Source organism: Pseudorhodobacter sp. E13 (assembly GCF_003991405.1).
Classification (GTDB): Bacteria; Pseudomonadota; Alphaproteobacteria; order Rhodobacterales; family Rhodobacteraceae; genus Pseudorhodobacter.
This window is the reverse complement of the sequence record NZ_RPEN01000153.1, coordinates 52,470-74,347: the sequence shown is the minus strand read 5'-3', so window position 1 is coordinate 74,347 and position 21,878 is coordinate 52,470. Positions and strand designations below refer to the sequence as shown.

Annotated in this window: 25 protein-coding genes; 10 read left to right on the top strand and 15 right to left on the bottom strand. The window is 61.0% G+C overall.

Annotated features, from left to right (window positions below; translation table 11 throughout):
• The first annotated feature begins 179 nt into the window (after nt 1-179).
• The gene (locus EGN72_RS08260) at nt 180-449 is read left to right on the top strand and encodes an usg protein (RefSeq protein ID WP_127046443.1); all 270 of its coding nucleotides are present in this window, start codon (nt 180-182) and stop codon (nt 447-449) included.
• Nucleotides 450-539: 90 nt separating this feature from the next.
• Here EGN72_RS08260 and EGN72_RS08255 read toward each other — a convergent pair whose 3' ends face one another.
• Nucleotides 540-1,583, bottom strand: a complete 1,044-nt coding sequence (locus EGN72_RS08255) for an ornithine cyclodeaminase (RefSeq protein ID WP_127046441.1) — start codon at nt 1,581-1,583, stop codon at nt 540-542.
• Between the two features lie 15 nt (nt 1,584-1,598).
• Nucleotides 1,599-2,525, bottom strand: coding sequence for an arginase (rocF, locus tag EGN72_RS08250; RefSeq protein ID WP_127046439.1), 927 nt, complete (start codon nt 2,523-2,525; stop codon nt 1,599-1,601).
• A gap of 115 nt (nt 2,526-2,640) precedes the next feature.
• On the opposite strand from rocF, the gene EGN72_RS08245 reads away from it, so the two are divergent.
• The 4 genes from EGN72_RS08245 (at nt 2,641) to EGN72_RS08230 (ending at nt 6,485) form a co-directional block, all read left to right on the top strand.
• The gene (locus EGN72_RS08245; RefSeq protein ID WP_127046437.1) at nt 2,641-3,081 is read left to right on the top strand and encodes an Lrp/AsnC family transcriptional regulator; all 441 of its coding nucleotides are present in this window, start codon (nt 2,641-2,643) and stop codon (nt 3,079-3,081) included.
• Between the two features lie 96 nt (nt 3,082-3,177).
• A complete protein-coding gene (locus EGN72_RS08240; protein ID WP_127046435.1) occupies nt 3,178-5,151 on the top strand; it encodes a heme lyase CcmF/NrfE family subunit in 1,974 nt (657 codons plus the stop codon).
• Entirely contained in the window at nt 5,148-5,609 is a 462-nt protein-coding gene (locus EGN72_RS08235) for a cytochrome c-type biogenesis protein (protein WP_127046433.1), read from the top strand. Before EGN72_RS08240 ends, EGN72_RS08235 begins: the two co-directional genes overlap by 4 nt.
• Nucleotides 5,610-5,708: 99 nt before the next feature.
• On the top strand, nt 5,709-6,485 hold the full coding sequence (locus tag EGN72_RS08230; protein WP_127046431.1) for an enoyl-CoA hydratase-related protein: 777 nt from the start codon (nt 5,709-5,711) through the stop codon (nt 6,483-6,485).
• 10 nt (nt 6,486-6,495) lie between these two features.
• On the opposite strand, the gene EGN72_RS08225 is transcribed toward EGN72_RS08230, so the two are convergent.
• From EGN72_RS08225 to EGN72_RS08190, 8 genes are all read right to left on the bottom strand, one after another.
• Nucleotides 6,496-6,861, bottom strand: a complete 366-nt coding sequence (locus EGN72_RS08225) for a hypothetical protein (RefSeq protein ID WP_127046429.1) — start codon at nt 6,859-6,861, stop codon at nt 6,496-6,498.
• Nucleotides 6,858-7,418, bottom strand: a complete 561-nt coding sequence (gene ilvN, locus EGN72_RS08220) for an acetolactate synthase small subunit (RefSeq protein ID WP_127046427.1) — start codon at nt 7,416-7,418, stop codon at nt 6,858-6,860. The genes EGN72_RS08225 and ilvN overlap by 4 nt, the downstream gene beginning before the upstream one ends.
• 82 nt (nt 7,419-7,500) lie before the next feature.
• Entirely contained in the window at nt 7,501-9,267 is a 1,767-nt protein-coding gene (locus tag EGN72_RS08215; protein WP_127046425.1) for an acetolactate synthase 3 large subunit, read from the bottom strand.
• A 300-nt stretch (nt 9,268-9,567) separates the two neighbouring features.
• Nucleotides 9,568-9,813, bottom strand: a complete 246-nt coding sequence (locus tag EGN72_RS19160) for a phosphotransferase (RefSeq protein ID WP_233587088.1) — start codon at nt 9,811-9,813, stop codon at nt 9,568-9,570.
• Nucleotides 9,813-10,322, bottom strand: coding sequence for a hypothetical protein (locus EGN72_RS08205; protein WP_127046421.1), 510 nt, complete (start codon nt 10,320-10,322; stop codon nt 9,813-9,815). The genes EGN72_RS19160 and EGN72_RS08205 overlap by 1 nt, the downstream gene beginning before the upstream one ends.
• The gene (locus tag EGN72_RS08200; RefSeq protein ID WP_127046419.1) at nt 10,306-10,698 is read right to left on the bottom strand and encodes a VOC family protein; all 393 of its coding nucleotides are present in this window, start codon (nt 10,696-10,698) and stop codon (nt 10,306-10,308) included. The genes EGN72_RS08205 and EGN72_RS08200 overlap by 17 nt, the downstream gene beginning before the upstream one ends.
• Before the next feature lie 51 nt (nt 10,699-10,749).
• Nucleotides 10,750-11,388 carry a response regulator transcription factor gene (locus tag EGN72_RS08195; protein ID WP_127046417.1) on the bottom strand — a complete coding sequence of 213 codons (639 nt, stop codon included), beginning with the start codon at nt 11,386-11,388 and terminating at the stop codon, nt 10,750-10,752.
• A complete protein-coding gene (locus tag EGN72_RS08190) occupies nt 11,385-12,710 on the bottom strand; it encodes a cache domain-containing protein (protein ID WP_127046617.1) in 1,326 nt (441 codons plus the stop codon). The genes EGN72_RS08195 and EGN72_RS08190 overlap by 4 nt, the downstream gene beginning before the upstream one ends.
• 342 nt (nt 12,711-13,052) lie before the next feature.
• On the opposite strand from EGN72_RS08190, the gene EGN72_RS08185 reads away from it, so the two are divergent.
• The 3 genes from EGN72_RS08185 (at nt 13,053) to EGN72_RS08175 (ending at nt 17,570) form a co-directional block, all read left to right on the top strand.
• Nucleotides 13,053-14,141 carry a TRAP transporter substrate-binding protein gene (locus tag EGN72_RS08185; RefSeq protein ID WP_127046415.1) on the top strand — a complete coding sequence of 363 codons (1,089 nt, stop codon included), beginning with the start codon at nt 13,053-13,055 and terminating at the stop codon, nt 14,139-14,141.
• A 97-nt stretch (nt 14,142-14,238) separates the two neighbouring features.
• Nucleotides 14,239-15,186 (top strand): TRAP transporter small permease subunit, encoded by a 948-nt coding sequence (locus EGN72_RS08180; protein ID WP_127046413.1) that lies wholly within the window; start codon nt 14,239-14,241, stop codon nt 15,184-15,186.
• A 26-nt stretch (nt 15,187-15,212) separates the two neighbouring features.
• A complete protein-coding gene (locus EGN72_RS08175) occupies nt 15,213-17,570 on the top strand; it encodes a TRAP transporter large permease subunit (protein WP_127046411.1) in 2,358 nt (785 codons plus the stop codon).
• Between the two features lie 83 nt (nt 17,571-17,653).
• Here EGN72_RS08175 and EGN72_RS08170 read toward each other — a convergent pair whose 3' ends face one another.
• From EGN72_RS08170 to EGN72_RS08150, 5 genes are all read right to left on the bottom strand, one after another.
• Complete coding sequence (locus tag EGN72_RS08170; RefSeq protein ID WP_127046409.1) at nt 17,654-18,166, bottom strand: LuxR C-terminal-related transcriptional regulator; 513 nt, start codon at nt 18,164-18,166, stop codon at nt 17,654-17,656.
• On the bottom strand, nt 18,156-18,707 hold the full coding sequence (locus tag EGN72_RS08165) for a cytochrome b/b6 domain-containing protein (protein WP_127046407.1): 552 nt from the start codon (nt 18,705-18,707) through the stop codon (nt 18,156-18,158). Before EGN72_RS08165 ends, EGN72_RS08170 begins: the two co-directional genes overlap by 11 nt.
• Before the next feature lie 23 nt (nt 18,708-18,730).
• The gene (locus EGN72_RS08160) at nt 18,731-18,988 is read right to left on the bottom strand and encodes a PepSY domain-containing protein (protein ID WP_127046405.1); all 258 of its coding nucleotides are present in this window, start codon (nt 18,986-18,988) and stop codon (nt 18,731-18,733) included.
• A gap of 149 nt (nt 18,989-19,137) precedes the next feature.
• The gene (locus EGN72_RS08155; protein WP_127046403.1) at nt 19,138-19,578 is read right to left on the bottom strand and encodes a heme-degrading domain-containing protein; all 441 of its coding nucleotides are present in this window, start codon (nt 19,576-19,578) and stop codon (nt 19,138-19,140) included.
• Nucleotides 19,579-19,590: 12 nt separating this feature from the next.
• Nucleotides 19,591-20,223: a TetR/AcrR family transcriptional regulator gene (locus tag EGN72_RS08150; RefSeq protein WP_127046401.1), complete on the bottom strand. Its 633-nt coding sequence runs from the start codon at nt 20,221-20,223 to the stop codon at nt 19,591-19,593.
• Nucleotides 20,224-20,346: 123 nt separating this feature from the next.
• Here EGN72_RS08150 and EGN72_RS08145 point away from each other — a divergent pair, with 123 nt between their 5' ends.
• Nucleotides 20,347-21,597 carry a Zn-dependent hydrolase gene (locus EGN72_RS08145; protein WP_127046399.1) on the top strand — a complete coding sequence of 417 codons (1,251 nt, stop codon included), beginning with the start codon at nt 20,347-20,349 and terminating at the stop codon, nt 21,595-21,597.
• A complete protein-coding gene (locus EGN72_RS08140; protein WP_127046397.1) occupies nt 21,597-21,866 on the top strand; it encodes a hypothetical protein in 270 nt (89 codons plus the stop codon). Before EGN72_RS08145 ends, EGN72_RS08140 begins: the two co-directional genes overlap by 1 nt.
• Nucleotides 21,867-21,878: the final 12 nt, after the last annotated feature.

The following is a 21,878-nucleotide window of genomic DNA, read 5'->3' as shown; positions in this document are numbered from 1 at the left end:
CTATATCTAGTTGCCCGGACTATAGACCATCCCAGATACAGGGTGCAATGCCGCCGGCCCACCCAAGCTGCCCAGGGGCTTTGTCAGCCAATGCGCCATAGTGATAACAATATGTTTTCATTGAAAATTATAAGATTCGTGGCAATCTGAACTCTCTAAAAAAAGCAATGAGGCACCCAATGACACGCGCTGAAACGGAACTCATGCTCAAAGGCTATGGGCTGACGACCGCGGAATTCTTTTACCGAATGCCCGATTACACCCATGTTCTGAACAGCTATATCTGGCAGGATTACGATCTCGCGCCCGATTACCCCAATCTCTTCAAGTTTATCGAGTTTTGGCAGGAGAAACTCGATGGCCCGCTACATTCCGTGCGCTTCACCCATCGCAAGCTGATCCATCCCGGCGAATGGCGCCATGTCGTGGGGGAATTCACGTTGCACTGACGCGCCTTCCGTTTTCATCTATTCAAAAATATCCCGCGGGGGTCCGGGGGTGTGAAACCCCCGGCCTTTGCGTCAGGCCGCGCCTTCGTTTCACGCAGACCGAAGGATCATCCCGAACAAATCGCGCGGCTCGTCGGGGTCGGCGATCATGTCCAATTGCTCGAACATGCCGGTTTCGGCCAGCTTGCCGTGAATATAGCGCAGGGCCGCGAAATCCTCGATGGCAAAGCCCACGCTGTCAAACAGCGTCACCTGCGACGAACTGGTCCGCCCCGCCACCGCGCCGGTGATGACCTGCCACAGCTCTGTCACCGGATGGTCCGAGGCCAATTGCTGAATTTCCCCTTCCACCCGGGTTTGCGGCGGGTATTCCACGAAGATCGAGGACCGCAGCAGAATGTCGCGATGCAACTCGGTCTTGCCGGGGCAGTCGCCGCCAACCCCGTTGATATGCACGCCCGCGCCGACCATGTTATCGGTCAGAATGGTGGCATATTGCTTGTCGGCAGTGACCGTGGTGATGATCTGTGCGCCTTCGATCGCCTCTTGCGGGCTTTGGCAGGGCGTCAGCGTGATGCCGCGCCCTTGCAGGTTTGTCACGCATTTGCCGGTGGCGGCGGGGTCGATATCAAAAAGCCGCACCTCCTCAATCCCGCAAATCGCCTTGAAGGCCAGCGCCTGAAATTCGGCCTGCGCGCCATTGCCGATCAGCGCCATCACCCGCGCGCCCTTGGGGGCCAGCCATTTCGCCGCCATCGCAGAGGTGGCCGCCGTGCGCAGCGCGGTCAGGATGGTCATTTCCGACAAAAGGATCGGATAGCCCGTTTGCACATCGGCCAAAAGGCCAAAGGCTGTAACGGTTTGCAAGCCTTTCTTCATGTTGGACGGATGCCCGTTCACATATTTGAACCCATAGGTTTCCCCGTCCGATGTCGGCATCAGTTCGATCACGCCCACATCGGAATGGCTGGCAACCCGCGGTGTCTTGTCAAACGCCCCCCAGCGGCGGAAATCATCTTCGATTTCCTGCACAAGGTCTGCCATCATGCGTTCGACGCCCAGATGAAGAACAATCTTCATCATATTGGCAACGCTGACAAAAGGCACAAAGGCCTGTTTCGAGGGGGCTTTCATTCTCGTCTCCGGGGCTCAGCCAAAACTGCGTGTGGGGCGGTCAAAGACTTTGCGGCCCATCAGGCTGGCGACAAGGTCGACCATCAGCCGTGCGGTGCGCCCGCGTTCGTCCAGAAACGGGTTCAGTTCCACCAGATCAAGCGAGGTGACAAGCCCGCTTTCGTGCAGCAGTTCCATCACCAGATGCGCCTCGCGGATGGTGGTGCCGCCGGGAACCGTGGTGCCAACGGCGGGCGCGATCGACGGGTCCAGAAAATCCACGTCGAGCGAGACATGCAGCATCCCATCAGCCGCAACCACCCGCTCCAGAAAATCGCGAAGGGGTTTCACGATGCCATGTTCATCCAGCACCCGCATATCGTTGATCTCGATATCATGGTTCAACAGTGCGGCATGTTCCGCAGGGTCGACCGAGCGGATGCCGAACAGGCAGATATTTTCCGGCGGGATCACGGCGGGGAAGGGGCCGAAGGCATCGAAGCCATCGCGCCCGGCAATATAGGCCACAGGCGTGCCATGCAGATTGCCGCTGGTTGTCGTCATTGGCGTGTGAAAATCGGAATGAGCATCCAGCCACAACAAAAACAAGGGCTTGCCCTTGGCGGCGGCATGGGCGGCAGCCCCTGCCACCGAGCCAAGCGCCAGCGAATGATCGCCGCCCATGATGATCGGAAAGCCGCTGTCCAAGGCGGTGTCGGTCGCCGCGCGCAGGGCATGGGACCAGCCCGCAACCTCGGCCAGCGAATGCACGGCGGGGTTGTCGCAGCGCGCATCGGTATCCGGTGTCATCGCGACATCGCCGCGATCTTCGACCCCGTGGCCCAGATCGCGCAGCGTTTGCGCCAGCCCTGCCACACGATATGCCGCCGGTCCCATCAGGCAACCGGGGCGGCGTTGGCCTTCATCAATCGGGGCGCCGATCAGGATGCAGTGTTTTGCCATGGGGAAACTCCGTTTTCTGTTGGATCAGATTTGCTTTGTTATACTGGCCGAAAGAACCTATATTTCTGCCAATTCGAACACTATTACACGCAAAACGGTGCAAGGATATGCCAAATTGGATGATACAGATCAGGCTTTGATTGCCGAGCTGCGCCGCGATGGCCGCGCGTCCTTGTCGGATCTGGCGGCCCGGCTGGGCGTGGCGCGGGCCACTGTGCGCGCCCGGATGGAACGCTTACAGGCCAGCGGTGAGATTGCGGGCTTTTCGGTGCTGACGCGCGGCGATGTCACTGCCTCGCCGGTGCGGGCGCTGATGATGATCGGGATTGAGGGGCGCGGTGCCGAAAAGACCATGGCGCGGCTGACCGGGATTCCGGCGGTGCATGCGGTGCATTCCACCAATGGCCGCTGGGACCTGATCGCCGAGATCGGCACCGCAACCTTGCTGGAACTGGACGAGGTGATGTTCCGCATCCGCGAGATTGACGGGGTGGTCACGTCCGAGACCAATTTGCTGCTGTCGACCCGTCGGGCCGGGCGGCGCATCGGGGCCTGACGGCAGCCTTTGCATGCGACGGCTTAGCGCATCCCCATTGGCCCCGGCGTCATTCCGGCGTAAGTTAAACCGACCCTAGCAGACAGGACCATTCTGATGATCGTTGAATTCGGCCATTTTGCCCTGATCCTTGCGTTTTTCGTGGCGCTGATCCAGACCGTTATGCCCTTGATCGGCGCACAAAAACGCTGGTCTGGCTGGATGGCCGTGGGCGAATCCGCTGCCGTGGTGCAGGTTTTGCTGGTCACGGCCAGCTTTGCCGCGTTGACCTACGCCTTTGTGACCTCGGATTTCTCGGTCGCGCTGGTGGTTGCCAATTCCCACACGCTCAAGCCGATGCTGTATAAAATCTCGGGCGTCTGGGGCAACCACGAGGGGTCTTTGCTGCTGTGGGTGCTGATTCTGGCTGTGTTCGGGGCCTCGGTCGCGTGGTTTGGCGGCAACCTGCCGCCGACGCTGCGGGCGCGGGTGATCGCGGTGCAAGGCTCTATCGGGGTGGCCTTCATGGCCTTCATGCTGCTGACATCAAATCCGTTTCTGCGGCTGGAAACCCCGCCTTTCAACGGCAAAGACCTGAACCCCTTGCTGCAAGACCCAGGTTTGGCCTTTCACCCGCCTTTCCTGTATCTGGGCTATGTTGGCCTGTCGGTGGCGTTTTCCTTTGCTGTGGCCGCGCTGATCGAAGGCCGCGTCGATGCTGCCTGGGGCCGTTGGGTGCGGCCATGGACATTGGCCGCCTGGGTGTTCCTGACCATCGGCATCGCGCTGGGGTCGTGGTGGGCGTATTATGAACTGGGCTGGGGTGGTTTTTGGTTCTGGGACCCGGTGGAAAATGCCAGCTTCATGCCTTGGCTGATTGGCGCGGCCCTGCTGCATTCCGCCATCGTGGTGGAAAAGCGTGAGGCGCTGAAGGCTTGGACCATCCTGCTGGCCATCCTTGCCTTTGGCTTCTCGCTGATCGGCACATTCATCGTGCGCTCGGGCGTTATCACCTCGGTCCATGCGTTTGCCAATGACCCGGAACGCGGCGTGTTCATCCTGCTGATCCTTGGGTTCTTCATGGGCGGCGCGCTGATGCTGTTTGCCGCCCGCGCCAGCGCGATGGAGGCAAAGGGCCTGTTTGCCCCCGTCAGCCGTGAAAGCGCGCTTGTCGCCAATAACCTGCTGTTGGCAGTATCTTGTTTCGTGGTTTTTGTCGGCACGATCTGGCCCTTGGTGGCTGAATTGCTGTGGGACAGAAAGCTGAGCGTGGGGGAACCCTTCTTCAACGCCGCCTTCACGCCGTTCATGGTGGTTCTGGCGCTGTTGCTGCCGATTGGGGCGATCATGCCGTGGAAACGCGCGTTGTTGGGGCGCAGCCTGCGCGCGCTTTGGCCTGCGGCTGTGTTGGCCTTGTCGCTGATGCTGCTGGCCTATGCGGTGCAAACCGGGCGCTCGGCTTTGGGGCCGATTGGCCTTGGCCTTGGTGCTTGGGTGGTGTTTGGCGCGCTGACAGAGTTGTGGCAACGCGCAGGCCGTGGGCCGCTTGCAGGCCGCCTGGGGCGAATAGCACGTCTGCCGCGCGCCGATTGGGGCAAAGCGGTGGCCCATGGTGGCTTTGGCGTCACCACCTTTGCAGTGGCCGCGATGATGGCGTGGCAGGTTGAAGATATTCGCACCATGAATGTGGGCGAAAGCTATGATCTGCGCGGCTATACCGTCACGCTGGCCTCGGTGGAAAAGGAAACCGGGCCAAACTATTTCACCACCAAAGCGGCCTTTGACATCACGCGCAATGGTGCTGCGGTGGCCACGGTTTACCCCGAAAAGCGGGTGTATCCGGTGGCCGGCATGCCCACGACCGAAGCCGGGATCGACTATGGCTTCACCCGTGATCTTTACATGGTGATCGGCGATGCGCAGGAAAATGGTTCTTGGGCGGTGCGCAGCTATTTCAAACCTTTCGCCAACTGGATTTGGGGCGGGGCCTTCCTGATGGCATTGGGCGGGGTGATCAGCCTTGCCGACCGGCGCTACCGCGTGGCGGCGGGGCAGCGGGCGCGCAAGCTCAACGCGGTGCCTGCCGAATGATCCGCGCGCTGACCCTCTCGCTTGCGTTGATCGCGACACCCGTTCTGGCCGTGCAACCGGATGAGATTCTGGCCGACCCCGTGCTGGAGGCCCGCGCGCGCGATTTGTCCAAGGACCTGCGCTGCCTTGTCTGCCGCAATGAAAACATCGACGACAGTAATGCCGATCTGGCGCGGGATCTGCGGCTTTTGCTGCGCGAACGGCTGGTGGCAGGCGATACGGACGCCGAGGCGATGGATTATATCGTGGCCCGCTATGGTGAATATGTGCTGCTGAACCCGACCTCGCAAGGCGCGAACCTGCTGCTGTGGATCGCGGGGCCGTTGATGCTGGTGCTGGGGGGCGGCATCGCCTTTGCCTATCTGCGCCGCCGCCGCCAGGACGGGGATGCCCCGCCCGAGGCATTGACCCCCGAGGAAGAAAAGCGCCTCGCGGAATTGCTGGCCCCCAAGAAGTAACCGGTATTTCGCAGGACTGACGTATCGTCCCGCTTTTCCTCTGCGCGCGGGGCGCTATTGTGCAGGCGCGGCACCGATGTGGAACAAAGGACAAAGCGCATGCAATACGAAACCATCACCTATTCAGAAACCGACGGTCTGGGCCTGATCACGCTGAACCGCCCCGAGGTGATGAATGCGCTGTCCACCCAGATGCGGGCCGAATTGCTCTTTGCGGTGAAAGAGGCGGGCAAGACCGCGCGCGCGCTGGTGCTGACCGGGGCCGGGCGGGCGTTTTGTTCGGGGCAGGATTTGGGCGACCGCGCCAAACTCGCCAATATTGACCTAGAGCGCACTCTGCGTGACGAATATGAACCCTTGCTGCGTGCGATCTATGACAGCCCGATCCCCACGATTTCCGCTGTGAACGGGGCGGCTGCGGGGGCAGGGGCCAATCTTGCGCTGGCCGCCGATGTGGTGATCGCGGCGCAATCGGCCAGCTTCATTCAGGCATTCACCCGCATCGGCCTGATCCCGGATGCGGGTGGCACCTATTGGCTGCCGCGCCAGATCGGGGCCGCGCGCGCCATGGGGGCTGCCCTTTTCGCCGACAAGATCAGCGCCGATCAGGCGGCAAGCTGGGGCATGATCTACGAATCCATTCCCGATGACGGGTTTGCGGCGCATTGGCGCGCCCGGGCTGCCCATCTCGCCGCTGGTCCGACCGCGGCCTATAAGGCGGTGAAAACCGCCATCCGCGCCAGCCATGGCAACAGTCTCGATGCGCAATTGACGCTGGAGGCGCAGTTGCAAGGGGCCTGCGGCATGACGCATGACTTCAAGGAAGGCGTGATCGCCTTTCTGGAAAAGCGCCCCGCCCGGTTCGAAGGGCGCTAAAGCGCCCCCCTCAGGGGCAGCGCTGCAACAGTCTGATCCCCTGCGGGGTGACAATCACCAAGACCTCCTCGGCCAGCGGGCCCTCCGCCCCCAACAACGGCCCGCGCGTGGCAAGCACCCGGCCTGCGGGCTCATTGGCGCCTTCTTCGGTGATCACGCCCTCAAACAACAGCGCGTTCAACCCTTTGACCGATTGCGCATCGGTCAGCGCCATCACCCCGGCCTCGCCGCCCGGAAACCAGCGCTCGCGGTCATACTCCGCCTGCGCATAGGCCCCGCATTGTTCGGGCTTGCCATAATCGGCATAGGGCGCGGCAAGGGCCGCTGCCGCCAGACATGGCAACAAAGCCCCCGCCCATAGACCAGATCGCATCATGCCCCGCGCGCCAGCGCCGCAACCCCGGTCCGCGCAATCTCGCGCAGGCCCAAAGGCCGCATCAACTCGGCAAAGGCGTCAATCTTCTCCGGCGTGCCTGTCATTTCAAAGACAAAGCTTTCCAACGTGCTATCCACCACATTGGCGCGGAAAATCTCGGCCAGACGCAGCGCCTCGATCCGCGCATCACCTTTGCCCGCAACCTTGAACAGCGCCAGCTCGCGCTGCACCGATGGCCCCTCCACCGTCAGGTCATGCACCTCATGTACCGGCACAATCCGGCCCAATTGCGCTTTGATCTGCTCAATCACCGGCGGCGTGCCCCGGGTGACAATGGTGATGCGGCTGCGATGCCCCTCATGGTCCACCTCCGCCACGGTCAAACTGTCGATGTTATAGCCGCGCCCGGAAAACAACCCGATCACCCGCGCCAGAACACCGCTTTCATTCGCGACCAGAACCGCCAGCGTATGCTGTTCGATCACCTCGCCATTCGGATCGCGCAGATCATAGGCAGAATGGCTGGTAGAGCCTTGTTTAATGTTCAACGGCGACATCCTGCGCCCTTTCTTTTCGGTAAAAATATCCCACGGGGGTCCGGGGGTGTGAAACCCCCGGCGCTTTCAACTTGGCAAGGCCTCAGACCAGCACAGCGCCCTTGGCCCCGATCACGCCCTGCGTATCGGCATTGCCCAACAGCATCTCATTATGCGGTTTGCCAGAGGGGATCATCGGGAAGCAGTTTTCATGCTTTTCCACCAGACAATCAAAGATCACCGGCCCGTCATATCTGATCATCTCCATGATCGCATCATCCAGATCCTTCGGGTCCGAACATTTGATCCCCTTGCAGCCAAAGGCTTCGGCCAGTTTCACGAAATCCGGCAGGCTTTCCGACCAGCTTTGCGAATAACGCTCGCCATGCAGCAATTGCTGCCACTGGCGCACCATGCCAAGCCGCTCATTGTTCAGGATGAACTGCTTGGCAGGCGCGCGAAACTGGATCGCGGTGCCCATTTCCTGCATGTTCATCAACCAGCTTGCCTCGCCCGCCACGTTGATCACCAGCGCGTCAGGATGCGCCAGTTGCACCCCGATCGAGGCCGGCAAGCCATAGCCCATCGTGCCCAAGCCACCGCTTGTCATCCAGCGGTTCGGGTCTTCAAAGCCCAGAAACTGCGCCGCCCACATCTGGTGCTGGCCCACTTCGGTGGTGATATAGCGGTCCATACCTTTGGTCAGCGCTTCCAGCCGCTGCAAGGCATATTGCGGTTTGATCACCGTGTCCGAGGGCGTGTAATCAAGGCAGTTCACGGCCCGCCATTCAGCGATCTGCTTCCACCATTTCGCCAGCGCAGGCTTGTTGACCTTGCGGCCACGGGCCTTCCACAGGCGCAGCGCATCTTCCAGCACATGGCCAACATCGCCCAGGATCGGCACATCCACCCGGATCACCTTGTTCAGGCTGGACGGGTCGATATCCACATGCACCTTGCGGCTGTTGGGCGAGAAATCGGCAATCCGCCCGGTGATCCGGTCATCAAACCGTGCGCCGATGTTCAGCATCAGGTCGCAGCCATGCATCACCAGATTGGCCTCATATGTGCCGTGCATCCCCAACATGCCCAGCCATTTGTCACCCGATGCCGGATAGCAGCCCAGCCCCATCAGGGTCGAGGTGATCGGAAAGCCCGTCGCCTCGACAAATTCGCGAAGCAATTGGCTGGCAGCGGGGCCAGAGTTGATGACGCCACCGCCGGTGTAAAACACCGGGCGCTCGGCGGTTTCCATCATCTCTACCATGCGGGTGATCGCGTCGATATCGCCCTTCAGCTTGGGCTGGTAATGCGACACCTTGGCTTTGGGCGGCGGCATGTAATCGGCGGTGGCGAATTGCACATCCTTGGGAATGTCGATCAGCACCGGGCCGGGGCGGCCATGGGTCGCCACATGAAACGCCTGATGGATCACTTCGGCAAGGTTGGCCGTGTCCTTGACCAGCCAGTTATGCTTGGTGCAGGGCCGCGTGATACCTACGGTATCGGCCTCTTGGAACCCATCCGTGCCGATCATGAAGGTCGGCACCTGCCCGGTGAACACCACCAGCGGAATGCTGTCCATCAGCGCATCGGTCAACCCGGTCACCGCATTGGTGGCACCGGGGCCTGATGTCACCAGAACAACGCCCGGCTTCCCGGTGGAACGCGCATAGCCTTCGGCCATATGCACGGCCCCTTGTTCATGCCGCACGATGACATGGCGAATATCATTCTGTTGGAACAGCGCGTCATAGATGGGAAGGACGGCACCGCCGGGATAGCCAAAGACCACCTCCACGCCTTGATCCTTCATGGCCTGAACCACCATTTCCGCGCCCGTCATCGCCTGCGTTCCAGAATTCGCCATCGTCTCTTTCCTCTATCGCCGCAGATCGCGGCCCTATCGCAACAAAAAGCCCCCGGGGGTGAAGCGGGGGCGCATGGGGTTTGGAAGGGGTTTCCGCTACCGGCCCATACGCCTTTTTAAAATGACCACGACAAGATCGTTCATGTGCCTACCCCTCTGGTGCGAAGCGGACCATATGGCGGGTGAAAAGGCAGGTCAACACCCAAAACACGGAATAAAGTGTCGCAGGGGCGATTAAAACATATCGAAAATTTCAAAACATGGGGGTTCAGGCGTAAGAAGCGCGAAATTGGGGCGGGTTTAGCGCCGCGTTTCGGCGCAGTTTCGGCCCCAGTCTTGGTCCCAGTCTTGGGCCAGCGCGCGGGCATGGGCCGGCTCGGCCTGCCAGCAACAGGCAATTTCCCATGCCAGACGGGCGGCATGGGCGGGCGCATCCGCGGGCGGCAAATCGAACAGCGGCAGGTCGCGGCGGGCCTCGTCCCAATCTATCAAGGCCGGGCCTTGATCGGTCAGGATCAGGTTGCCGGGGTTGATATCGGCGTGGATCAGCGTGTCTTCGCCCTCCAGCGCGGCCCAAGCGGCGCGGCAGCGCGCGGCAAGCGCCGGGGCAGGGCGGTCAGATCGACATCGCCCCCCTGCGCGGCCCCTGAGGCAAAGCCACGGGCCGAGGTGAAACCGGGGCGCTGCCCCGCCTGCGGCGCGTCCTTGCCTGCGTGCCGGTGCATTTGCTGCAAACGCGGTTGCACGGTCGCCAGATCAGCAGCCGTGGCGGCGCGGCCCGCAACAAAGGGTTCCAGCGTCCAGCCGTTGCACAGGTGCTGGCCCGTTGCGGTTTGCGCCATCTGCGGCAGGATGAACCCGGCGGCGCGGGCATGGCGGTGTAAGGGCTGCAACCATGTCAGCGCCGCCTCGGTCCGGGCAGAGGATTTCGCGACCCAAAGCACTTCCCCCTGCGCCACAAGCCATACCGCGTTGCGATGCCCGCCTTGCAGCGGGCGCAGCGGGGTGAAAGGGCCAAAGCCCGAAAGCTCCGGGCGGTCAGCCCGCAGCGGCATAGCAAACCACGTTGAACTTGTTGCCGTCCGGGTCGCGCAGGTAGGCGGCATAGAAGCTTGGGCCATATTGCGGGCGCAACCCCGGCGGGCCTTCGCACAGCGCGGCATGGGCGCGGGCGGCGGCATAGGCGGCATCGACCTGCGCGCGGCTCTGGGCCAACAGCGAAAACATGCTGCCATTGCCGGGGTTTGCCGCGCGGCCATCAAACGGGGTGGTGACCCAGAGATGCGGGCCGGGATCATCCAGCCCCCATGTTGCATTGCCGCCCAGCAGATCAAGGTCAATCCGAGCATGACCCAAAGGCGCCATCACCGCATCATAAAAGGCCACCGCGCGCGGCAGATCATTGGTGCCGATGCAGATATAGCTGAACAAAAGCCGCCCCCCGTTGATGACATGGCGCAAACCCTGCGCAAGCGCCGCGCGTCAGATACCCGTGCCCTGCAACACCCCGTGTTCCATCGCATAGCGCGTCAGCCCCGCGGTCGAGGAAATGCCCAGCTTGCGCTTGATGTTCTTGCGATGGGTTTCCACGGTGCGCACGGAAATATCCAGCGCAAGTGCCACATCCTTGTTGCTTTTGCCCTGCGCCAGTTCCAGCAGGATGGTTTGTTCCCGGCTGGTCAGGGCCTCGCGCGCGCCATCGGTTTCGGGTTTGATCGCGCTCGCCGCCCCGGCGCAAAGATAGCGTTTGCCCTGCATCACTGCGTCGATGGCCAGCTTGATCTCTTCGGTCGGCACATCCTTGAGCAGATAGCCCATCGCGCCATGGTTCAGCGCGGTGGTGATATATTCCGGGCTTTCATGCATCGACAGGATCAGGATACGCGTGTCGGGACGCTTTTCCAGAATGATCTCGGACGCGGTCAACCCGTTCATCTGCGGCATGTTCAGGTCCAGCAACATCACATCGGGGTCTATCGCCTCGATCTGCTCGATCGCCTCGCGCCCGTTGCACAGGGTGCCCACCACGTCGATATCGTCATAGGTTTCCAGAATGGCGCTGATACCTTGGGCGACCATCGGGTGATCGTCGACAATCAGAACACGGATACGGGGGGTCATGCGCTTACCTTTGTTCGGCCTGCCGGGGGCAGCATATGGGTCAATGGCACCTGCGCTTCGATCGTGGTGCCGGTTTTGGTGGACAGGATGCGCAGGGTGCCGTCCAGACGTTCCATCCGCTCGGCCATGTTGCGCAGGCCAAGGCCTTGCACTTCGGCGCGCTGGGGTGGCATGCCGCGCCCGTTGTCCTGTATGCGCAGAATCGCGCCATTCTTGGTGCCGCGCACCAGAACCGCCACCTCGGTCGCGCCTGCGTGGCGTTCGATATTGGTCAGCGCCTCTTGGGCAATGCGGTAAAGCGCGATCTTGGCATCCTGATCCAAGCGGTTGCGAAAGACCACGGTTTCAAATTCCACCTTGATTCCGGTGCGCTTGCCGAATTCCTCGGCCAAGGATTGCAGGGCAGGGCCAAGGCCCAGATCGTCCAGCACGCCGGGGCGCAGATCGCGGCTGATGCGGCGCACTTCCTGGATGGCGCCGTTCAGATGGTCGATGCCGGAATTCAGGCTTTCACCCGCCCGCGCATCGCCGGTGGCCTGCCTGCGCCGCGCCAGTTCCAGCGTATAGCGCACACCGACAAGGATCTGGCTGATGCTGTCATGCAATTCGCGCGCCACGCGGCCGCGTTCTTCTTCTTGGGTGTCAAACACCCGTTGGGTCAGCGCCTTCAGCTTGTCCTCGGCCAGCCTGCGTTCGCGCAGGTTCAGCATCAGCCCCGACAGAAACACCACCAAGACCGAGGCCAGCGTGATCGCCCCGATATAAAGAAAGGTGCGCTGCACGCGCGCTTCGGTTTCTGCGCGGGCCGCGGCGACCGATGTCAGCACATCGTCGATGAAAATCCCGGTGCCGATGGCCCAACGCCAATCCTGCAAGCCGATGACATAAGACACCATATTGGCATTCTCGCCCGTGCTGGGCTTGGGCCAGACATAGCTGTGATAGCCCGCGCCTTGCCGCGCCAGCCGGATCACCTCATCCACCACGGGGGTGCCTTCGGGGTCTTTCAACCCGGCCCAATTGCGCTCGATCAGCCATGTCTGGCGCGGGCTGACAAGGTTGTTGCCTTCGTAATCATAGACGAAATAAAAGCCTTCGTTGCCATAGGTCATGGCCGCAAGGATTTGCAGCACCTCCCGCTTGGCAGCCTCATCATCGGGCAGGGCGTTGCCATAGATCGGGCCAAAGGCCGTGCGGGCGATGGACAGATAGTTGCGCAGCTCGGCCTTTTTGGCGGCGATCAGTTGCGCCTCCAGCCCCGCGATTTCGCGATCCGCCATCTCTCGCGACTCGCGCTGGACCAGAAAGCCGACCGTCAGCATCGCCAGCACAAGCGGCAGCGTTGCCAGAAGAAAAATCTTCTGGCCATAGCTTAGCTTCACGCTGATGTCCTGCCAGACGCCCTTGGCCAACCCGATCCCCCGCCGCAATGCGAATCGTAGAATGCCGTTGTTGGCGCGCCTGCGTCAATGCCAGCAAGGGTCGCGGGGGATTGGCCTTGCCACTATGGTGTAAATCGCGAAACTGGTCTGAAAATTTGTCCAGTTTGCGCGGGCTCTACGTAGTAGTAGGTATTCCTTGCGCGGGATTCCGCCGCTATGGTCGGTCTCACGTATAAACGGCCCCGCCAGTTCAGGAGGGGTAATCTCATGGGAGGAGACTACATGGATCGTCGTTCATTCTTGACGAAAGCCACCATCGGTGGCGCAACCGCAGCAGCCGCATCCACGCTTGCCGCGCCGATGTATGCGCAGGGCAACCGCACCCTGACGATGGTAACAACCTGGGGCCGTGGCCTTGCTGGCGTGCATGACAGCGCGCAGCGCGATGCCGATATGATCACCGCGATGACCGATGGTCAGTTGACCGTTGATCTGAAAGCCGCAGGCGAACTGGTTGGCGCATTCGAAGTGTTTGACGCTGTGACCTCGGGTCAGGCTGATATGTATCACGGCGCTGACTATTACTTCGTCGGTCAGCACCCGGCTTACGCCTTCTTTACCTGCGTTCCGATGGGCATGACCGCGCAGGAACTGGTGAACTGGTATTATCACGGCGGCGGCCATGAATTCCACGACGAGCTGGGCCAGACCTTTGGTCTGAAATCCTTCCTCGGCGGTAACACCGGCGCACAGGCTGGTGGCTGGTTCCGCAAGGAAATCACCTCGGCTGATGACTTCAACGGCTTGAAATTCCGTATGCCGGGCCTTGGCGGCAAAGCGCTGGGCAAACTGGGCGCATCGGTGCAGAACCTTCCGGGCGGCGAAGTGTATCAGGCGCTGGCCTCCGGCGCGATTGACGGCACCGAGTGGATCGGCCCCTGGGCTGACGAAAAGGCCGGTTTCCAGGAAATCACCAAGTTCTACTATACCGCTGGCTTCCATGAGCCGGGTGCAGGCCTGTCGCTGGCAATGAACCGTGAAGTGTTCGAATCGCTGACCCCGGCACAGCAAAAGATCGTCGAAGTCGCCGCAGGCGAAGGCCATCAGTGGAACCTCGCGCAGTTCTTGTCGAACAACTCCTCAGCTTTGACCCGCCTGCAATCGGCTGGCGTGAAAACGCTGGAATTCCCGGACAGCGTCTGGGATGCCTTTGCAAAGGCCAGCCAGGAAGTGCATGACGAGAACATGGGCGATGAGCTGTATAAGCGCGTCTATGACAGCTACACCGCGTCGATGAAGTCCTCGGCAGCTTGGATTGACAAGTCCGACGGCGCCTATACCCGTCAGCGGACCCGCACGCAGTCGATGTAATCGGACCTGTGACCATCTGAAAACACCCCCGGCCACTGGCCGGGGGCTCTGTCTTGGCACCTGAACGGCCGGGATTTTCCTGTAGGGGGGGATCGAAATGCTCGACGGCATTTTCGCACTATTTTCCAACATCGCCATGTCTTTTGTCCATTTCTTCTATGCGATCACGCATCCGGGGGAATGGCTGGGCTGGCTGGGCGAGTTGGGCCAGCTTGAAACGGTCGAAGCCAAAGAAGCCTTGGGGCGCTTTATCTTTTACGGCGCAAGCAAGGATTTCTTTTTCGTCGTCTTTACCGCCTTTCTGGTTCTGACGGCGGTCGGCATCTGGCGCAAATCCATCATGTGGGCTGTGGTGCGCGGGTTGGAATGGTTTGCCAATACGCTGGGCCGCGCGGTGGCATGGGTTGGCTTGCTGATGGTGCTGCAACAGATTTTCATCGTCTTCCTGCAACGGATTTTCAGCGCCTCGGCCATCGAATTCGGCCCCTTTGCCCCGTTCGGCTACAAGCTGATGGATGGGTTCACCTTCGTTTCGCATGACGTGAGCTGGTGGTCGGAAGAGTTGAAGCTTTACAACGCCATGATCGTTTGCCTGTGCGTCACCTACACCTTCGTGCAGGGCGGCCATGTGCGGGTGGATCTGGTTTATGCCCGGCTCAGCTACCGCGCCAAGCGGGTGGTCGATATGGCGGGCACGCTGGTGTTCATGATGCCTGCGGCGATCATGACATGGCTTTTCGCTTGGTTCTTCATGTGGCGCCATCTGCTGACGCCGAAAATCTCGGCCTCGGACAGCATCGACCAGATCATGCGCAAGGCGAAAGTGTTGAAATGGAACGTTGAAACCATCGGCTTTTCGCCCAACGGGTTCGATGCCTATTACCTGTTCAAGATCCTGATGCTGGCCTTCACGGCGCTTGTGTTCCTGCATGCCATCGCCTTTTTCTACCGCTCGATGCTGGAATGGCGCGAGGGGCCGGAAGAGGACGGCAAATATCTTGATCTCGATTCGTCGGTGGATGCCTCTGCCACTGGCACGCATTAAGGCCCCCAACAAAGGACTGTCACATCATGTTATTCGGACTTGACGGGATTGAGGTTGGCCTCATCATCGTGTTCCTCTGCCTCTTTTCGGGCATCATCTCGGGCTTTCCGGTGGCGTTTTCCATCGGGGGCGCGGGGGTTATTGCCTTTGGCATCATCGCCGCACTCGATAGCTCTGGTCTGTTGATCCATAACGCGGTCGATACCTCCTCCGAGGCCTATCGCGCCTTGCAGGCGGCTGGCGTCAACCAGATCGACATCACCCATTTCAGATATCCGGAACTGCCGCTGATCGCGCAGCCCTTGTTCCCGCAGGGCTGGGAAGTGGCGATGGATCGCAACCTGTCCTTCATCGTGAACCGCATGAACGAGCGGGTCATCGCAGGCGCCTCGATCGAGACGCTGCTGGCGGTGCTGATGTTCGTGATGATGGGGATCGTGCTGGAACGCTCCAAGATCGCCAATGACCTGCTGACCACCATGGCCCGCGTGTTTGGCCCGCTGCCGGGCGGTCTGGCCGTGGCGGTTGTTGTTGTGGGCGCGTTTCTGGCGGCATCGACCGGGATTGTGGGCGCGACCGTTGTGACCATGGGTCTGTTGTCGCTGCCGACCATGTTGCGCGCAGGCTATTCGCCGCAGCTTGCCACCGGGGTGATCGCGGCTTCGGGCACTTTGGGGCAGATCATCCCGCCCTCTATCGTGATCGTTTTGCTGGGCACCATGGCGGGTGACCTTTATGCCGCCGGGCAGGAAATCCGCGCGCAAACCGCAGGCTGTTCCGATGCGCTGACCTATCTGGGGTCGGCGGCGGTTGTCTCGGTCGGGACGCTGTTTCAGGCGGCGATCCTGCCGGGCATCATGCTGGCGGTGCTTTATGCCTCTTATGCCTTTGGCTTTGCGATGCTGAACCCGTCCAAGGCGCCGGCTGTGCAGATCGAGGCCAGTGGCCGCGGGGAGATTATCACCCGCAAGGAAGCAACCACGTGGTTCCTTGGCGTGCCAGTCGCGTTGATCGGCGGGCTGTTGTTGGCCATGCAAGTGGGCATGATCGGCAGTCAGAACCTGACGGTCGACAGCTATTCCGATGCAGGCCAGACCGCCGATCTGCGCACCCGTGTGTCGGATCAGTGCAAGGCGTCGATGATCGCCTTGCACGGGCAAGAGCGTTGGGATGCCGCTGTGGCCCAACAGGCCGAGATTGACGCCGCAGGGGGCGTTGCCAAATCCGTGCAACTGACCCCGGAAGAACTGACTGCCGCGCAGGCTGAAAAGCTTGCGACCCGCGCACCGATTGGCACGGGTGTGGGCGTGATCTTCTTGCTGCTGGCGCTGATGCTGACCACGGCGCGCGGTGTTGCCCCTTCGGCAGACCATCGCCCGCTGATGATCGGTGCGGGCGGTATCGTGTTGGGCTTGCTGGCCGATATCGTCTTTATCGCGCCCAATGCCACACCGGGGATGACGCTTGTCATTCTGGCCATTCCCTTTGCGCTGGCACTTTACGGGGCCTATTTCGCCGCCGGAATGCTGGCCCGGAATGAACTGATCCGCGTGGTGTTTCCGCCGCTGATCCTGATCATCGCGGTGCTTGGTTCCATCCTTGGCGGCATCACCAACCCGACCCCGGCCGCTGGGCTTGGGGCAGGGGGTGCGATCTTGCTGGCGGCGTATCGCAAGCTGGGTGATCTGAACAAATCGGGCAGCATCATCATCATGACGGCCTTTGCCATTGTGATCATGATCCTTGTGGGCGTGAACTTTGACCTGCGGGTCGGCGTTGGCGTCACCACGACCGAGCAGTGGATCGCCTGGGCCGTGGCACAGGCCACCTATTCCTTTGCCATGCTGGGCTTGCTCTATGCCTGCTGGGTGTTGTGGCGGAACAAGGTGCTGACCCCGGTGGTGCGTGAAACCACCAAAGTCACCTCGATGGTGTTCGCCATCCTGATCGGCAGCCAGATTCTGAACCTTGTGCTGATCTCCTTCGGCGGTGAGCATTATATCCAGAGCTTCCTGCGCAGCTTTGACAATGAGCTGACGGTGTTCCTGATCGTGATGCTGGTGTTGTTCGTCCTTGGCTTCGTGCTGGATTTCCTTGAAATCATCTACATCGTGGTGCCAATCGTCGGCCCCGTGATCTATGGCGGCACGTTTGATCCGTCTTGGGTGACCATCATGATCACGGTGAACCTGCAAACCTCGTTCCTGACCCCGCCTTTCGGCTTTGCGCTGTTCTATCTGCGCGGCGTGGCCCCGAAAGAGGTGACAACCGGGCATATCTACAAAGGCGTGGTGCCTTTCGTCCTGATCCAGGTGGGGGCGCTGTTGCTGCTCTATCTGTTCCCAAGCGTGGTCACGATTGTGCCAAACCTGTTGGCAGGCTAAACCCCGGCCAAGATGAAACCGCAAAAGGCCGCCCGAACCGGGGCGGCCTTTTTCATGCGGCGCATGGGTTCTGGGGGCGTTATTTATGCTTGGGGTGTCGGAAGCCCGGCGATCAGTTCTTCGACCATGACCGAGACAAGCTCTGCCCGGCTCGACACCCCGGCCTTGCGATAGATGGCAGCGGTTTGTGCCTTGATCGTGCCATCGCGGGTGGCGCGCAGGGCTGCGATATCGGCATTGCTAAGCCCTTTGATCGACAGCAACGCCACATCGCGTTCGGCGGCTGTCAGGCCCCAGCGATCAAAATGGTGGGTAATCACCTCATGAAATGCGCCGGAGGCAACGCCCAACTCGCGTTCCACCTTGGTGTTGCGATGCAAAAGGCTGCGGTATTCGCGCAGGGTCAGGCTGGCCCCGACGCCAAGCCCGATGACGGCCAGAAACTCCAGCACGCCATGCAGGTGCAGCCCTTCCCATTCAAGAAAAACATCGGTCAGGAACACGATCCCGCACCCGATCTGTAAACCTGCGGCGGCAAGGAAAACCCCCCGCCGCAGCGATAGCCGTCTGGAGCGTTGCTCCGTTTCAGTGGTCATCCACACGCTTTCTTCCGGTCACCATGGCCCGGATCAGGTTTTCAGAATGGCGATAGCTGGCCAGCAGCACCCCGCCAATATGCAAGGCGATCAGCACAAGCAGCCCATTGGCCAAGGCTTCATGTGCCTCTTCGACCCAGTTTTTGCCGAAATACCGATCCATACCCATCATATAGCCTGTCGCACCGATCAGGCCAAGCGTGACCAGCAGCGCCACGATCATTGCGGCCCCGGCCGGGTTATGGCCCAGATAGCGCGCCTCGCGTCCGCGCAGGATATCGCGCAGATAGCCAATCAGGCGGGCAGGGCCGGGCAGAAAGCTGGCAAACCGCGCATGGCGCGACCCGATAATCCCCCAGCCCAGACGAAAGGCCAGAAGGGCCAGCACGATATAGCCAAGGTTGCGATGGATCTTGCGCAGATCTTCGGTCAGATAGGCCCCTGCGACCATCGCGACCAAGGACCAGTGAAAGAGGCGCAAGCCGATATCCCAGACGCGGACCGTTGTGCCCGTTGCGCGGGGGTGCGTTTTATGTGTCATGCTGCGCCTCCCTCTCTGGTCGCTCAATCCGCGATACGGTCGAGTTCGGTGCCGGTGTTCGGGTCAAAGAACACCTCCATCTTGGTGCCGTTCAGCGTGCCGTAAATTTCATAGCAGCCCCCGTCATTGATCTTGAAGGCAAGAACCTTGCCGCCTTCGTCTTCAAAGCTTTTCAGCGATTCCCAAACGGGTTTCAGGGTTTCGCCGGGGGTGCAGGCGGGTTCGGCCAGAACCGGGGCGGCAAGGGCGGTGAAGGCGGCGGTCAGCAAAAAGCGTTTCATGGTTGGTCCAGTGTGTTGCAAACCCTCAACGACATGTTGCGGGCTGCGGACTGGATAGCCGGGCAGGTTGCGGCTGGGATATTGGTCTGGGGCTTAGATGGGCCGTGTAAACCAAAGTTTACGGCTGGCTTTTTGCCCGGAGCGGGGCCTTAGCCCGCGCTGCCAAGCACTTTGGCGATGCCGCGCAGCACCAGCGCGTGATCTTCCAGTTGTGGCAGGCCCGACACTGTGGCCACCGCCACCATCAAGCCATTGGTCAGCCGGATCGGCACCGCGCCGCCATGGGTGGCATATTCGGCGGGCGACAGGCCGTCGCTGGTTACATCCGCGCCTTTCACCGCCTTGGCCTGCCCCACCGCGAGCGAGGATTGATGGTATTTCAGCACCGTGTTGGATTTGCGCCGCGCCCAATCATCGTTCAGCGGGGTGGAACCGGGCAAAGCCGCGTGGAAATAGCACCGGGTGGCGCTGCGGATATTGATGACCACGGGCAGGCTGTCGGCCTGCGCCAGTTCCACCAGTGCCAGCCCAAGGGCCAAGGCAGTGCTTTCGTCAAAATGCGCAAAGCGCGGGTCGGTTTCGCCTGTCATCCTCTGTTCCCCCTATACCACGCCAATGCCGCGCAGGATGATATCCTTGACCTGTTGCTTGGCCATCTGCCAATCCGCATCCGACAAGGGCTTGCCATTGTTGAGCGTTTCGACCTGATGCCCGAAATCGGCGTAATGCTGGGTGGTGGCCCATAGCATATACAGCAAATGGCGCGGGCTGATCGGGGCCATCTTTCCGGCATCAATCCAGCCTTGGATCACGGCAATCCGCCCTTCGGTCCAGTCGCGCAGCGTGCCTTCCAGATAATCCTGAATGACCGGCGCGCCATGCATCACCTCGGACGCCCAGACCTTGGACCCATTGGGATGGCGGCGCGAGATTTCCATCTTGGCGTCAATATAGGCCCCGATGCCACTGGCCGGGTCTGCGGCATTGTCAAAACTGTCGGCGGCATGCAGCCAGATTTCAAAGATATCCTGCACCACACGGCGATAGAGATCCTCTTTCGTGGCAAAGTAGTAATGCAGATTGGCCTTTGGCAGGCCCGCAAGATCAGCGATAAGCTGCATCGTGGCCCCGCCAAACCCGGCCTCGGCGAATACTTTTTCCGCCGCAGAAAGGATCGCCCGCTCATTTTCGCGGCGCGTCTCAAGGCGTTTGGAAGGGCGGGTCTGGCTTGTCATCGGCGGCTTTGCGAATTTTCTTGACCGCTTGGTCAGGTTGTGTTGCGCTATGATCAAAGCATAGGGCGGCGAGGAGACTCGCGGCAAGGGGCAATAGACCCCAGCGGCAACGGGAGAGATAAGATGGCGGCATCAGGGCAGAACCTTCGGATTGATAAAGAACGCCTGTGGGACAGCCTGATGGAAATGGCAAAGATCGGCCCCGGCGTGGCGGGCGGTAACAATCGCCAGACCCTGACGGATGATGATGCCAAGGGCCGCGCGCTGTTTCAAAGCTGGTGTGAGGCGGCGGGGATGACCATGGGTGTCGACACCATGGGCACCATGTTTGCCACCCGCGCGGGCACTGACCCGGCGGCGCTGCCGGTCTATATGGGCAGCCATCTGGATACCCAGCCGACGGGCGGCAAATATGATGGGGTGTTGGGCGTCTTGGGCGCGCTGGAAGTGGTGCGCAGCCTGAATGATGCGGGCATCAAGACCAAGCACCCGATCGTGGTGACAAACTGGACCAATGAAGAAGGCACCCGCTTTGCCCCGGCCATGCTGGCCAGTGGGGTCTTTGCCGGGATGCATGACCAAGACTGGGCCTATGCCCGCCGCGATGCCGAGGGCAAAGCCTTTGGCGATGAGTTGAAGCGTATCGGCTGGGTCGGGCAGGAGCAGGTCGGCGCGCGCAAGATGCATGCGATGTTGGAACTGCATATCGAACAGGGCCCGATACTGGAGGCCGAGGGCAAGGATGTGGGCGTTGTTACCCATGGGCAGGGGCTTTGGTGGTTGCAGATCACCCTCACCGGCAAGGATGCCCATACCGGCAGCACGCCGATGAACATGCGGGTGAATGCGGGGCTTGGCATGGCGCGGATCACCGAGCGCGTGCATCAGATCGCGATGAGCCACCAACCAGGTGCGGTGGGGGCGGTGGGGCATGCCAATGTCTACCCCAATTCGCGCAATGTGATCCCCGGCAAGGCGGTGTTCACGGTGGATATCCGCAGCCCCGATCAAGCCAAGCTGGACGCGATGAAAGCCGAAGTGACACGCGCTGCCCATGCGGTGGCGGCAGAGCTGGGTCTGGGGGTGGAGATCGAAGATGTCGGGCATTTTGATCCCGTGACCTTTGATCCGGGCTTGGTGAAAGTGGTGCGCGCCTCGGCTGAACGCTTGGGCTATAGCCATATGGATATCATTTCCGGCGCGGGGCATGATGCCTGCTGGATCAACCGCGTGGCACCCACCGTGATGATCATGTGCCCCTGTGTCGACGGGCTCAGCCATAATGAGGCCGAGGAAATCACGCCGGAATGGGCGGCTGCGGGAACGGATGTGATGTTCCACGCGGTGCTTGACGTGGCGCAGGTGGTGCCGTGATGCGCGGGCTGATGGTTTTGCCCTTGCTGCTGGCGGCTTGTGTGGCGCAAGCGCCAGACCCGCAGGCAGCAGGCCCAAAGGCGGCGGACCCCGAGGCAGCGGGCTTCACCCCGATTGACGTGGCCTATAACGCGGACCTGAAACGCTATTTGCCACCCGGCGTTTCGGCCTCAAACCTGCTGCTGAGCGCCGATACCTGCTATTATTATGAGCAAGACGGAAAGATTTTGCCCGTCAGAACCGAAGCCGGGCGCTATTGCATAGGCTAGCTTTGGGCGAAA

Coding starts and splice junctions, on each gene's coding strand:
- EGN72_RS08260 (WP_127046443.1), top strand. CDS start 180: ATGACACGCGCTGAAACGGAACTCATGCTCAAAGGCTATGGGCTGACG.
- rocF (WP_127046439.1), bottom strand. CDS start 2,525: ATGGCAAAACACTGCATCCTGATCGGCGCCCCGATTGATGAAGGCCAA.
- EGN72_RS08150 (WP_127046401.1), bottom strand. CDS start 20,223: ATGACAAGCCAGACCCGCCCTTCCAAACGCCTTGAGACGCGCCGCGAA.
- EGN72_RS08165 (WP_127046407.1), bottom strand. CDS start 18,707: ATGACACATAAAACGCACCCCCGCGCAACGGGCACAACGGTCCGCGTC.
- EGN72_RS08225 (WP_127046429.1), bottom strand. CDS start 6,861: ATGATGCGATCTGGTCTATGGGCGGGGGCTTTGTTGCCATGTCTGGCG.
- EGN72_RS08180 (WP_127046413.1), top strand. CDS start 14,239: ATGCTCGACGGCATTTTCGCACTATTTTCCAACATCGCCATGTCTTTT.
- EGN72_RS08230 (WP_127046431.1), top strand. CDS start 5,709: ATGCAATACGAAACCATCACCTATTCAGAAACCGACGGTCTGGGCCTG.
- EGN72_RS08205 (WP_127046421.1), bottom strand. CDS start 10,322: ATGCCGCTGCGGGCTGACCGCCCGGAGCTTTCGGGCTTTGGCCCTTTC.
- EGN72_RS08215 (WP_127046425.1), bottom strand. CDS start 9,267: ATGGCGAATTCTGGAACGCAGGCGATGACGGGCGCGGAAATGGTGGTT.
- EGN72_RS08140 (WP_127046397.1), top strand. CDS start 21,597: ATGCGCGGGCTGATGGTTTTGCCCTTGCTGCTGGCGGCTTGTGTGGCG.
- EGN72_RS08145 (WP_127046399.1), top strand. CDS start 20,347: ATGGCGGCATCAGGGCAGAACCTTCGGATTGATAAAGAACGCCTGTGG.
- EGN72_RS08195 (WP_127046417.1), bottom strand. CDS start 11,388: ATGACCCCCCGTATCCGTGTTCTGATTGTCGACGATCACCCGATGGTC.
- EGN72_RS08175 (WP_127046411.1), top strand. CDS start 15,213: ATGTTATTCGGACTTGACGGGATTGAGGTTGGCCTCATCATCGTGTTC.
- EGN72_RS08185 (WP_127046415.1), top strand. CDS start 13,053: ATGGATCGTCGTTCATTCTTGACGAAAGCCACCATCGGTGGCGCAACC.
- EGN72_RS08255 (WP_127046441.1), bottom strand. CDS start 1,583: ATGAAAGCCCCCTCGAAACAGGCCTTTGTGCCTTTTGTCAGCGTTGCC.
- EGN72_RS08170 (WP_127046409.1), bottom strand. CDS start 18,166: ATGACCACTGAAACGGAGCAACGCTCCAGACGGCTATCGCTGCGGCGG.
- ilvN (WP_127046427.1), bottom strand. CDS start 7,418: ATGTCGCCGTTGAACATTAAACAAGGCTCTACCAGCCATTCTGCCTAT.
- EGN72_RS08235 (WP_127046433.1), top strand. CDS start 5,148: ATGATCCGCGCGCTGACCCTCTCGCTTGCGTTGATCGCGACACCCGTT.
- EGN72_RS08190 (WP_127046617.1), bottom strand. CDS start 12,710: ATGCTGACGGTCGGCTTTCTGGTCCAGCGCGAGTCGCGAGAGATGGCG.
- EGN72_RS08160 (WP_127046405.1), bottom strand. CDS start 18,988: ATGAAACGCTTTTTGCTGACCGCCGCCTTCACCGCCCTTGCCGCCCCG.
- EGN72_RS08155 (WP_127046403.1), bottom strand. CDS start 19,578: ATGACAGGCGAAACCGACCCGCGCTTTGCGCATTTTGACGAAAGCACT.
- EGN72_RS08240 (WP_127046435.1), top strand. CDS start 3,178: ATGATCGTTGAATTCGGCCATTTTGCCCTGATCCTTGCGTTTTTCGTG.